General features: G+C 69.4%; 12 protein-coding genes and 1 pseudogene. 5 read left to right on the top strand and 8 right to left on the bottom strand.

The window, feature by feature from the left end; all coding sequences use genetic code 11:
• Positions 1-14 precede the first annotated feature (14 nt).
• Positions 15-263, top strand: coding sequence for a ParD-like family protein (locus JOY88_RS17510; protein WP_293503909.1), 249 nt, complete (start codon positions 15-17; stop codon positions 261-263).
• Positions 260-1051, top strand: coding sequence for a type I methionyl aminopeptidase (map, locus tag JOY88_RS17505; protein WP_293503908.1), 792 nt, complete (start codon positions 260-262; stop codon positions 1049-1051). Before JOY88_RS17510 ends, map begins: the two co-directional genes overlap by 4 nt.
• Here map and JOY88_RS17500 read toward each other — a convergent pair.
• The 3 genes from JOY88_RS17500 to JOY88_RS17490 all read right to left on the bottom strand — a co-directional run bounded on the left by JOY88_RS17500 (position 1033) and on the right by JOY88_RS17490 (position 2712).
• Entirely contained in the window at positions 1033-1440 is a 408-nt protein-coding gene (locus JOY88_RS17500) for a DUF1801 domain-containing protein (protein ID WP_293503907.1), read from the bottom strand. The genes map and JOY88_RS17500 overlap by 19 nt on opposite strands.
• Before the next feature lie 16 nt (positions 1441-1456).
• Positions 1457-2206, bottom strand: coding sequence for an MgtC/SapB family protein (locus JOY88_RS17495; RefSeq protein ID WP_293503906.1), 750 nt, complete (start codon positions 2204-2206; stop codon positions 1457-1459).
• Between the two features lie 74 nt (positions 2207-2280).
• Positions 2281-2712 (bottom strand): PilZ domain-containing protein, encoded by a 432-nt coding sequence (locus JOY88_RS17490; protein WP_293503905.1) that lies wholly within the window; start codon positions 2710-2712, stop codon positions 2281-2283.
• 315 nt (positions 2713-3027) lie between these two features.
• Between JOY88_RS17490 and JOY88_RS17485 the strand changes: the two genes are divergently transcribed.
• Entirely contained in the window at positions 3028-4794 is a 1767-nt protein-coding gene (locus tag JOY88_RS17485; protein ID WP_293503904.1) for a glycoside hydrolase family 28 protein, read from the top strand.
• Positions 4795-4820: 26 nt separating this feature from the next.
• Positions 4821-6743 (top strand): CARDB domain-containing protein, encoded by a 1923-nt coding sequence (locus JOY88_RS17480; RefSeq protein ID WP_293503903.1) that lies wholly within the window; start codon positions 4821-4823, stop codon positions 6741-6743.
• A 73-nt stretch (positions 6744-6816) separates the two neighbouring features.
• Here JOY88_RS17480 and JOY88_RS17475 read toward each other — a convergent pair whose 3' ends face one another.
• The 5 genes and pseudogenes from JOY88_RS17475 to JOY88_RS17455 form a co-directional block, all read right to left on the bottom strand.
• Positions 6817-7170 carry an FKBP-type peptidyl-prolyl cis-trans isomerase gene (locus tag JOY88_RS17475; RefSeq protein WP_293503992.1) on the bottom strand — a complete coding sequence of 118 codons (354 nt, stop codon included), beginning with the start codon at positions 7168-7170 and terminating at the stop codon, positions 6817-6819.
• A gap of 24 nt (positions 7171-7194) precedes the next feature.
• Positions 7195-7539 (bottom strand): annotated as a pseudogene (locus JOY88_RS17470) (FKBP-type peptidyl-prolyl cis-trans isomerase); the annotation flags it as partial.
• A gap of 87 nt (positions 7540-7626) precedes the next feature.
• A complete protein-coding gene (locus JOY88_RS17465) occupies positions 7627-8202 on the bottom strand; it encodes an NADPH-dependent FMN reductase (protein ID WP_293503902.1) in 576 nt (191 codons plus the stop codon).
• 205 nt (positions 8203-8407) lie between these two features.
• Positions 8408-9283: a tRNA glutamyl-Q(34) synthetase GluQRS gene (gluQRS, locus tag JOY88_RS17460; protein ID WP_293503901.1), complete on the bottom strand. Its 876-nt coding sequence runs from the start codon at positions 9281-9283 to the stop codon at positions 8408-8410.
• The gene (locus JOY88_RS17455; RefSeq protein ID WP_293503900.1) at positions 9280-10251 is read right to left on the bottom strand and encodes a LysR family transcriptional regulator; all 972 of its coding nucleotides are present in this window, start codon (positions 10249-10251) and stop codon (positions 9280-9282) included. Before JOY88_RS17455 ends, gluQRS begins: the two co-directional genes overlap by 4 nt.
• A 100-nt stretch (positions 10252-10351) precedes the next feature.
• Here JOY88_RS17455 and JOY88_RS17450 point away from each other — a divergent pair, with 100 nt between their 5' ends.
• Positions 10352-11074, top strand: a complete 723-nt coding sequence (locus tag JOY88_RS17450) for a pirin family protein (RefSeq protein WP_293503899.1) — start codon at positions 10352-10354, stop codon at positions 11072-11074.
• Positions 11075-11125: the final 51 nt, after the last annotated feature.

Raw genomic sequence — 11125 nt, 5'->3', positions numbered from 1 at the left:
TATATAGTTGCCGCATGGGAATCGTCAAAATCTCCGATCCGTTGCATGAGAGCCTGCGCGTTGCCAGCCAGGCCTTGTCGCGTTCCATCAACGCGCAGGCCGAGCACTGGATGCGCATCGGCATGCTGGCCGAGTTGCATCCGCAGCTGTCGCACAGCGAGATCTGCCAGTTGCTGATCCGCGCCGAGCAGGAGGGCGGGCTGGATCTGGCGCGGCTGACCGGCTGGGTTCAGCCGGCCAGGGCCAAAGGGGCGGCGGCATGAAGGGCCTCAAGCTGCGCACGCCCGCCGAGGTGGCCAAGGCCCGCGAGGCCGGGCATCTGATCGCCGAGGTGCTGGCCATGCTGAAGCCCCATGTGGTGCCCGGTGTGACGACCGAGGAGCTGGACGACCTCTGCCGCGACTACATCGTCAACACGCTGAAGTGCATCCCGTCCAACGTCGGCTACCACGGCTATCCGAAGACGGCCTGCATCTCGCCCAACCACGTCGTCTGCCATGGCATCCCGTCCAGGGACAAGCGGCTGAAGAAGGGCGACATCGTCAACGTGGACGTCACGCTGACCAAGGACGGCTGGTTCGGCGACAGCAGCCGCATGTTCATCGTCGGCGAGGCCAACGTGCTGGCGCGCCGGCTGGTGATGACGACCTATGAGGCCTTGCGCGCCGGCATCCGCCAGGTGCGCCCGGGCGCGACGCTGGGCGACGTGGGGCATGCCATCCAGAAGGTGGCGCATGCGGCCGGCTTCAGCGTGGTGCGCGAATACGGTGGCCACGGCATCGGCGACGTCTATCACGACGACCCGCACGTCAACCACTTCGGACGGCCCGGTGAAGGTTTGAAGCTGCAGGAGGGCATGATCTTCACGATCGAGCCCATGATCAATGCGGGCGGCGCAGCCATCCGCGAGCTGAGCGATGGCTGGACGGTGGTCACGCGCGACCACTCCCTCTCCGCGCAGTGGGAGCACATGGTGGCGGTGACGGCCGATGGCTTCGAGATCCTGACGCCCTGGCCGGACGGCCTGGGCGACTACCCGGCCATCGCCTGAGCGGCCTCGGCCCGCAGGCGTACCTTCACGTCGGCATAGGCCGCGTCGATCAGCGCCTGCAGCGCGGCGGCGTCGACCGGCGTGCCGGGCCTGAGCTTGACGTGGCGCATGAACTTGCCCGTGCCCTGCAGCAGGACCGCCGGGTCCGGCAGCTCGGCGCCGCAGAAGAAGCCGACGTTGACATGGGCCTTGAAGGTGTTGACGTAGGCGAAGGCCGCGTCGCCCACGCAGGCGGTGGGCATGCCGTCGTGCAGAAGCTCGGTCACGTCGGTGCCGCTGCGGCGCAAGGCCGCGAACCAGGTGCGTGCCAGCGCAGCCAGCTCACCTTCGCCGGCGTCCAGCCATTGCTGCACGGCGACATCCCGGCCCACGGCTGCGGGGAAGCGCATCACGGTCCGAACCGCCTCAGTTGCGCGCGTGCGTGACGCGGTAGCTGGCCAGGCCGGGCAGCTCCGGCAGCCGGCTCGCGAAACGCGACAGCGTCTCGCCGTGGTAGTTGTGCTGCGCGGTGCAGACGAAGCGCCACTCCTGGCGCTCGTCCGTGCACTCGATGCTGACCGAGCCCGGCGCGAAGTCGTAGCCCAGCGCCGCGGCAAAGGCGACCTGCTCGGCCTGCTCGAAGCGGCGTCCCGACTGGCCCTGCAGTTGCACCGCGATGGCCGGATGGGAGGGCAGGGCGGCTTCCAGCCTGGCGCCCCACATCATCAGCGAGGCGCACAGCAGCGTCAGCGCGATGGCCGCGAAATAGAAGCCCATGCCCAGCAGGATGCCGATGGCCGAGGCTGCCCAGAGCGAGGCCGCCGTCGTCAGGCCGGAGATGTTCATGCCTTCGCGCATGATGACGCCGGCACACAGGAAGCCGATGCCGGTGACGACGCCCTGGATGACGCGCGTCGGGTCCATGAGCGGCGGGACGATGGCAGCTTCGCTGCCGCCGAACCATTGGTGGGGCAGGCCCAGCAGCACGATGACGGCCGTGGAGGCCATGCAGACGAGGGCGTAGGTTCGCATGCCGGCCGCGCGGCCATGGAAGGCGCGCTCGTAGCCCAGCATGAGGCCCAGCAGCCCTGCGCCGACGAGGTGCATCAGCACCAGCAGGTTCGCCTGCCATTGCGACAGGGTCCAGTAGCGCAGCAACTGCTCGGGTTCGATCATGGAGGGGATGGCAGGCGAGGCCCAGCCGGCCCCGCACACACGCTAACCCAGTTCCCCGCCTGGCGCCAGCGGCCCTAGGCCAGCGCCGTCATCCGCTCGACGAGCACGCAGCGCACCCATTTGCGCGCGGTGATCTGTACCGTCTGCGCGAGCAGGAACTCCTCGGCCTCGGAGTTGGGAGTCTCGAATTCGAAGCCGCAGAGCTGCACGATGCGGCTCAGCGGCCGGCTCCAGACCCGGCGCACGTCGGCGCTGAACAGCGGCACGCCCTCGTCCTCGCCGAGCAGCAGGCGCATCTCGTAATGCAGGGCGTCCAGTGGCGGCTCGGCCGAGGCGAGGATTTGCAGGCCGGCCTCGCTGAGGTTGACGACGACACCACCACGCGCCGTCGACAAACCCTCGGGCTTGATGACCCAGACCGGCAACTGCTCGTGCTCGTCGGGCACGAGGAAGAACTCGACGCGGGGGAAGCGGCGCTGGTCGGCGCCGGAGTGGAGGTCGCTCACAGGGGGCTCCTTGTTTGAGGATTTTCGCGCAAGCAGACCATGCGCGGGTGACATCGAAGTGAAGCGGGTTGGTGCGCCGCCGCTCATGGTGCTGCGGCGTCATGCCGTGGTCTACGGGTTGACCGCATTGACGGCATGTCGGTCGTGTTGGTAAAAACTCGCCATTGCTGATATATCAATATCTTTATTTGATACATCACTCGACATATCAGATTCACCCTGGCGTCCATTGACGCCGGCGGATCGCGATACGCCGGAACGTTGCAGTGGCCGGTCGATACGCGTTTGACACAGAGCAAGAGCAGGAGACAAGACATGAAGAAGTTGGGACCCTCCCGAGCGCGTCGCGGCGGTTTGCGCATGCTGGTGCTGGCGTCCATGGCGGCGCTGGCCGGCTGCGGCGGCGGCGGCTCAACGGCGGTGGTCGCGGACAGCGGCACGCCCAGCAATGGCAGCAGTTCCGGCAGCAACCCGCCCCCGGTCGACGCCGGTGGCGGCACCTGGCCGACGGCGGCGCTGACCGACCCGGCGCTGCGGGGCAGGGAGCCGACCCTGCCCAAGACCGTCTGCGCGACGCTGACCGCCACGCTGAAGAAGAACGCCGCAGGTCTGCTGGACGACGCGGTGGACGCCGCGGCCGGCAACTCGCAGCCCGACGCCGCACGCATCCAGGCCGCCATCAACGCCTGCCCGACGGGCCAAGCCGTCAAGCTGGCAACGGGCGCCCAGGGCGAGAACGCCTTCCTGTCCGGGCCCTTGAACCTCGCCGGCACGGTGACGCTGTGGATCGACAAGGGCGTGACGCTGTTCGGTTCGCGCCGTCCGGCCGATTACCAGATCGCCGGCAAGAACAACTGCGGCGAGACCGCGTCCAGCGACAACGGCTGCTCGGCGCTGATCACGACCGCGCCCAACGGCAATGGCGTGGTGGGTGACGGCGTCATCGACGGCCGCGGCGGCGCCGTGCTGACCTCGGGCCTTTACGCCGGCAAGCTGACCTGGTGGGACGTGGGTGCGTTGACCAAGACGCTCAGCAACGCCAACCAGAACAACCCGCGGCTGCTGCAGATCAACGCCGGCAGCAACTTCACGCTGCACCGCATCACGCTGCAGAACGCGCCCAAGTTCCACGCCGTCTCCAGCGGCGTCAACGGCATCACTGTCTGGGGCACCAAGCTGTTGTCGCCGTCGCTGGAGTACTCGGTGGCAGGCTACAAGTGCGATGCCGGCTCGACGCCGGTGATCTCCGGCACGGCCAACGTCAGCCGCCCCAGCACCTGCTTCACGCCGGCCACGATCAAGAACACCGACGGCTTCGATCCCGGCCAGTCGCAGAACCTGCTGATCGCGTTCAACCACATCAGCACCGGCGACGACGGTATCGCGATCAAGTCGCACAACAGCACCACCGGACCGGTCAGCAACGTGCAGATCCTGCACAACCGCCTCTACTTCACGCATGGCATGTCCATCGGCAGCGAGACGGACAGCGGCGTCAACGGCGTGACGATCCGCGACCTGGCCATCGATGGCTTCGACATGAACTCCACCAGCGGCTTCCGCATCAAGACGGACGACAGCCGCGGCGGCGAGGTGCAGAACATCACGGTGGACGGCATGTGCGCGCGTCGTGTGCAGCAGCCCATCGCGATCGACACCTACTACGGCGACGCATCGGGCTCCTCGACCAGGCAGTTCCCCAACATCCACCACGTCACGGTGCGCAACTTCCGCTACCTGGACACGCCGGGTTCGATCTACAACGGCACGGGCGCGCTGCTGCTGTTCCGCGGCTACCAGTCGCAGGGCCAGTTCAACTACCTGTACGGCATCACGCTGGACAACGTCGTCTATGACTCGACGCCCGGCTGGGTGTCCACCAAGCTCAGCACGCCGGTGCCGTCCTACGCCGAGCTGACGATGGGCCCGGGCCCCGTGTCGTTCGCCAGCACGCTGCTGGCCGCCAAGGACAGCAACCAGTTCAAGGTCTTCGACCTGCGCTCGGCCACGTCGGCGCCCTATGACTGCAGCGCCGCGTTCGTCGACTTCCCGGCGGCCAATGCACCGATGTCCGTCCGCTGAGACGGCGTGAATCAACAGGAGACAAAATGAAATTCTCTTCCCTGCATCTGGCTGCCGCATTGCTGCTGCCGGCCTGGCTGGCCGGCTGCGGTGGCGGCAACGACGCGTCGGACCCGGCGCCCGCCGCGCAGGCCGCGCTGTCCGTCACGCAGACCGTCGACAGCGCCTCGGTCTTTGCCGGTGACCGCGTCACCTGGACCGTCACCGTCACCAACGCCGGCAACGCTGCCAGCAGCGACACCACCACGCTGCTCATCGACGTGCCCAGTAGCCTGAGCGCGGTGTCCGTCGTGTCCAGCGGCGCCAGCTGCGGCCCTTCCGTCAGCACGCTGACCTGCACCATAGGCGCGGGACTGCCCCCCGGCAAGACCGCCACCGTGCTGCTGTCGGCCACCACCACCGCCACCGGCTCGCTGACCAGCACCGTCAAGCCCTCCGGCGCCGGCGTGAAGGGCTGCAGCTCGGCGGCCGACTGCAGCTCCACCACCGTCGTCAGCACGCGCCCAGTGCCGCCCAACGTCACGGTCAGCGCCGCCGTGGACGCCACCTCCACCAGCGTCGGGGGCACCGTCAAGTGGACCCTCACGGCCGTCAACACCGGCGGCGTGACGACCGCGCCCATCACGCTGACCGACACGCTGCCGGCCGCCGGCATCGGCGCCGTCACCGTCACGCCCACGGGCGCCAACTGCGGCGCGGTGGTCGGCAACACGCTGAGCTGCACCATCCCGGCGGGCCTGGCTGCCAACACCGGCACGGCCACCGTGGTCATCGCCGCACCGGCCACCGCGGCGGGCAATCTGGTCAACACCGTGGCGCCCGGCACCGGTGCGAGCTGCGCCTCCACGGCCAGTTGCACGACGACGACGGCCGTGGCCGCCGCGGCCGCGGCCGACGTCAAGGTCGGCGCTGCCGTCAACCTCGCCAGCGCGTCGATAGGCGACAAGGTCCAGTGGACCGTCACGGCCACCAACCAGGGGACCGGCGCGACGACCGCGCCCGTCACGCTGACGACGGTGCTGCCGGCCAGCGGCGTCGGCGCGTTCACGGTCACGCCCACGGGTGCCACGTGCAGCCCGATCACCGGCGCGACGCTGAACTGCAGCATCCCCGCCGGCCTGGCCGCGAGCGGCGGCAAGGCCACCGTGCTGATCTCGGCCAACACCACGGCCGCGGGCGCGCTCACCAGCACCGTCACGCCCGGCGCCGGTGCCAGCTGCACCAGCGGCGCGGCCTGCACCACCAGCACGACCGTTCTGGGCGGGGCGGCGCAGATCGCCGGCTCCTGCGGCGTCATGATCGACGCCGCCACGCTGAACGCCAGCTTCGGCGGCGCGAGCGGCACGCTGGTCGACCTGGCCGCGCTGGGCAACACTGCGACCGGCAGCAACAACACCAGCGCCTACCTCGCGGGCTTGTCCGCCACCGGCACCACGGCCACCTTCGAGAGCTGGCCCGGCGCCGTCAATGGTCCCGGCTTCGGCACGATGGTGGCGGCCTCCGGCCAGCAGTTCATCTGCGCCAGCCAGAACGACAGCGGAGCGACGGGCGCCAGTTCCGCGGTCAAGTACTCGTCCACCGTGGCCAGTGGCTCCAGCCTCGCGGCCAACATCCAGATCTCCAAGGCCGGCACCAACGCGGGCTTCGTGATGTTCAACCTGCGCAGCCTCAGCCAGTTCAGCTTCGAGTACTTCCGCGCCGGCTCCAACGGCTACCAATTGGACTATTCGACCGACGGCAGCACCTGGCGCAACATCGTCACAACGTCGCCGTCGCGCGCGGCCTGTGCAGGCAATGTCTGTACCGAGAGCAATGTGATGACCACGCAGCCCGCGAGCACCACCTCGTTCACGGCGACCGCGCCCATCATCCAGCCGGTGCTGCTGCGCCTGTCCAACACCAATACCAGCGGCACGATGGTGATCCAGAAGCTGATGATCAAGCCCTGACACCAGCACCTCGCCCGGGGCCGTCAGGCCCCAGGAGAAGACGCCCCGCCTCCCGGCGGGGTTCTTTCAGGCGTCAGACCGCCAGCAATTCGACCTCGAACAGCAGCGTCGCGTTCGGCGGAATGACGCCGCCGGCGCCATGGGCACCATAGCCCAGCTCGGGCGGCAGCACCAGCATGCGTCGGCCGCCCACCTTCATGCCCTGCACGCCCTCGTCCCAGCCGGCGATGACCTCGCCGCCGCCGAGGCTGAACTTGAAGGGCTGGCCGCGGTCCTTGCTGGAGTCGAACTTCTTGCCGCGCATGCCGTCCTTGTAGAGCCAGCCGGTGTAGTGCACCGACACGCGCTGGCCCTTGGTGGCCTCGGCGCCTTCACCGACGACGACATCCTCGTGCTGCAGGCCGCTGGATGTCGTGTGCAGGTTCAGCTCCACCGGCTCGGGACCGCCGGCCAGCCCCAGCAGCTCGACCTCGAAGCACAGCGTGGCATTGGGCGGGATGACGCCGCCGGCGCCGCGCGCGCCGTAGCCGAGCTGGGCCGGGATGATCAGCGTGCGCTTGCCGCCGATGTTCATGCCCTGCACGCCCTCGTCCCAGCCGCGGATGACCATGCCGGCGCCCAGCTCGAACTCGAAGGGATCGCCGCGGTCCTTGCTGGAGTCGAACTTGGTCGTGCGGGTGCCGTCGACCCAGAGCCAGCCGGTGTAGTGGACGGTGACGTCCTGGCCTGCCTGGGCGGTCTTGCCGTCGCCGACGACGGTGTCCTCGAACTGCAGGCCGGAAGGCGTGGTGTTCATGGGAAATCCTTGCTGTTGGGGAAATCGGGCGATTGTCGCCGCTGGCCCATGGCAAGGCCGCCGCCCGCATGGGCGGCGGGTGCGGGATCAGCTGCCGCTGCGCGGCAGCACGGTGAGGACGCGCACGATGAAGGCGTGGAACTCGGTCATGTAGTTCTGCAGGAACTGCCGCGTGCCGTCGTCCGTGACCTCGCCATCCGCGCCGATGAGGCCGGGCTTGAACTGGATGTAGGCCTCTACGGTGTTCATCAGCGGCGAATTGCAGAAGCACAGCACGCCGCGCAGGCTCTGCTGCGCCACCGCGGTACCGATGGCGCCCGGCGAGGTGCCGATCACGCCGGAGGGCTTGCGCGCGAAGGAGTTCGTGCCCCAGGGCCGGCTGGCCCAGTCGATGGCGTTCTTCAAGCCGCCGGGAATCGAGCGGTTGTATTCGGGGGTGACGAACAGCACCGCATCCGCATCCGCGATGGCCTGCTTGAAAGCGCGCGCCACCGGCGGGTAGTCGGCGTCGTAGTCCGCGCTGTAGAGCGGCAGATCCCTGATGGGGATCTCGCTCAATACCAGCTCGGGCGGCGCCAGCCGGACCAGTGCCTTGGCGAGCAGGCGATTGATGGAGTTCGAAGCGAGGCTTCCGACGAAGTAGGCAACCTTGTACTGGGCCATGTCATCTCCTGGTGCCGGTGGGCCGGCGTTGGCGGGCGCAACCGGGCTTGGCGAGAGGCCGCTTGCGGGGATGGGCTTGCGCCGCCGCTGCCGACGCAAGGCCAAATGAATCTAACCGAGGAGGGCGGACGTGGACAAGGCGTCACGCGGGCCGAACTGGGGGTATTCGGCGGGGCATTTGCCCCTCAGCCGGGACCGCCCCGCGTCATGGCGGGCATTGCGCCGTCCATTGCGCCGTCCATTGCGCGACCGCGGCGGCCAGCACTTCGCCAGGTGTCGACGCGGCCGGCCCCGGCGCCAGATTCAGCCGCAGAGCTGCCTCCCGCAGCCGCGCCGCCGGGTCGGCCAGGTCCAGCGCCGCCGCGCCGTTCTGCTTGGACAGCTTGTGCCCGTCCGCCGCCAGCACCAGCGGCGTGTGCAGATGGCGCGGCGTGGGCAGGTCCAGACACCGTTGCAGCGCGATCTGGCGCGGCGTGTTGTCGGCCAGGTCCTCGCCGCGGACGATGTCGGTGATGCCCTGCTCGGCATCGTCGACGACGACGGCGAGCTGGTAAGCCCAGAGGCCGTCGGCGCGCTTCAACACGAAGTCGCCGACTTCGGCCTCGAGGTCCTGCGACTGCGGGCCCAGGCGGCGATCCAGCCAGTCCACCCGTCCCTGGACGCGCAAGCGCCAGGCGCGCACCGGCCGGCCGAGGGTGCCGTGGCGGCAGGTGCCGGGGTAGACCAGCTCGCCATGCTTGGCGCGCGGCCCTACCGCGGCGGCGATCTCGGCGCGCGTGCAGGCGCAGCCGTAGGCATGGCCGGCGGCGATGAGGCGGTCCAGCGCGGCCTCGTAGAGGCTGCCGCGGCGGGATTGCCAGACGGGGGGCTCGTCGGGCAGCAAGCCCAGCGCGGCAAGCTGCCCCAGGATGAGCTCATCCATGCCCGGCGGGCAGCGCGGACCATCGACGTCCTCGATGCGTACGAGCCAGCAGCCGCCATGGGCGCGGGCGTCCAGCCAACTGGCCAGCGCGGCCACCAGCGAGCCGGCGTGCAGCGGGCCGGTGGGTGAGGGGGCGAAGCGGCCCCGGTACGGCGTCACAGCAGCAGGCCTTCGTGCTGTTCCAGCAGGGCCCGCTGTGTGGCGGGGCCGCGCAGCTTGTCTATCCACCAGGCCAGCGCCTTGCCGGGCGCCTGGCCCGTGTCGCGCCAGGCGTAATGCATCTGCCCGGCGCGCCGGCCTTCGTAGGTGGCCTTGCGCACCAGGCGGCCTGCCTCGATGTGCCGCCTCACCATGGGCACGGGCAGCGAGCCGCAGCCCAGGCCGCGCATCATGGCCTCCAGCTTGGTGGCCAGCGACGGCACGGTCAGCACGTCCTGACCCGGCAGCAGGCCGACGGTCAGGGGCGGGAGCAGGCGCGCGCTGTCGGCGACGGCGATGATGCGGTGCTCGGCGATCTGGCTGGCGCTCAGGGGCTCGGGCAGGGCGGCGAGCGGGTGGTGGGGGGCGATGCAGAAGGCGAACTCCAGCTCACCGCCGGGCTCGCAATGGATGCTGCTGCTGGGCAGCTGCTGCGTCGGCACGCCGATGGCCACGTCGGCCTGGCCATGCAGCAGGGCTTCCCAGGTGCCGGCCAGCACCTCAACGCGCAGCTTGAGCCGGGTCGGCGGCGGGCCGCCGCCGTCTATGGTCTGGGCGTAGAAGGCCTCCATCAGGTCGAACAGCGCGCGGCGGGCGATGGCGTCGTCGACAGCCAGCGTCAGCTCGCTCTCCCAGCCGGTGGCGATGCGGCGCACGCGGTTGGCGACGGCGTCCAGCTCCTGCAGCAGGCGCCGCCCCTCCAGCAGCAGCTCGTGGCCGGCCGTGGTCAGCACGGCCTGGCGCGAGCTGCGGTCGAACAGCAGCACGTCCAGCGCATCCTCCAGCTGGCGTACGGAATAGGTCAGCGCCGAGGGCACACGGCCCATCTCGCGCGCGGCGGCGGCGAAGCTGCCGGTGCGCGCGATGGTGTCCATCATGGACAGGGCCTCTGGGGTGAGGGCGCGGCGCTTCTCTTGGGAGGTCGACATGTGTTCAGTCTATTTGAATGATGCCTCGCAGACGCCTCATCGATGGCCTTGCCCAGGGCTCCTACATTGGCTCCATCGCAACCGGAAAAGGAGACCGAACATGCTGCAACTGATCAAGTCCGCCGACCGTGGCTATGCCGACCATGGCTGGCTGAAGTCCTTCCACAGCTTCTCCTTCGCCGACTACTACGATCCGGCCCGCATGGGCTTCGGCGCGCTGCGCGTCATCAACGAGGACAGAATCGCCCCGGGCACCGGCTTCGGCACGCATGGCCACCGCGACATGGAGATCATCAGCTACGTGCTCTCCGGCGAGCTGGCGCACAAGGACAGCATGGGCAACGGCGAGACAGGCGCCGCCAACTCGGGCGTGATCCGTCCCGGCGACGTGCAGCGCATGAGCGCGGGCAGCGGCGTCATGCACAGCGAGTTCAACCACGCCAAGGACCAGACCACGCACTTCCTGCAGATCTGGATCCAGCCGGATGCGCGCGGCATCGCGCCGAGCTACGAGCAAAAGCACTTCGACGCCGCCTCCAAGCGCGGCCAGTTGCGCCTCGTGGCGGCCAGCGACGGCGCGGGCGGTGCCGTCACCCTTCATGCCGACGCGCGTCTGTATGCCGGCCTGTTCGACGGCGACGAGACCGCCGAGCTGGACCTGGCGCCGGGCCGCCTGGCCTATGTGCACCTGGTGCGCGGCGCGCTCAGCGTGAACGGGCAGGAGCTGACGGCCGGCGATGCCCTGCAGGTTCGCCAGACATCGCGCTTGACCCTGACGGCCGGCCGCGACGCCGAAGTGCTGGTGTTCGACCTGGCCGCCTGACCGGCGCTCCACCCCGGCCTCGCCCCGCTGCTCGCGGGTGAGGCCGGTCCA

This window comes from Roseateles sp. (genome assembly GCF_019237615.1).
In the GTDB taxonomy this organism is placed as follows: domain Bacteria; phylum Pseudomonadota; class Gammaproteobacteria; order Burkholderiales; family Burkholderiaceae_C; genus Pelomonas.
Note: the sequence above shows the minus strand (reverse complement) of the source record. Positions and strands in the feature narration are given on the sequence as shown.

Bases quoted from the DNA above. Each gene is read 5' to 3' on its own strand.
- JOY88_RS17500 (WP_293503907.1), bottom strand. From the start codon at position 1,440: ATGCGCTTCCCCGCAGCCGTGGGCCGGGATGTCGCCGTGCAGCAATGG.
- JOY88_RS17510 (WP_293503909.1), top strand. From the start codon at position 15: ATGGGAATCGTCAAAATCTCCGATCCGTTGCATGAGAGCCTGCGCGTT.
- JOY88_RS17450 (WP_293503899.1), top strand. From the start codon at position 10,352: ATGCTGCAACTGATCAAGTCCGCCGACCGTGGCTATGCCGACCATGGC.
- JOY88_RS17465 (WP_293503902.1), bottom strand. From the start codon at position 8,202: ATGGCCCAGTACAAGGTTGCCTACTTCGTCGGAAGCCTCGCTTCGAAC.
- map (WP_293503908.1), top strand. From the start codon at position 260: ATGAAGGGCCTCAAGCTGCGCACGCCCGCCGAGGTGGCCAAGGCCCGC.
- JOY88_RS17480 (WP_293503903.1), top strand. From the start codon at position 4,821: ATGAAATTCTCTTCCCTGCATCTGGCTGCCGCATTGCTGCTGCCGGCC.
- JOY88_RS17495 (WP_293503906.1), bottom strand. From the start codon at position 2,206: ATGATCGAACCCGAGCAGTTGCTGCGCTACTGGACCCTGTCGCAATGG.
- JOY88_RS17455 (WP_293503900.1), bottom strand. From the start codon at position 10,251: ATGTCGACCTCCCAAGAGAAGCGCCGCGCCCTCACCCCAGAGGCCCTG.
- JOY88_RS17485 (WP_293503904.1), top strand. From the start codon at position 3,028: ATGAAGAAGTTGGGACCCTCCCGAGCGCGTCGCGGCGGTTTGCGCATG.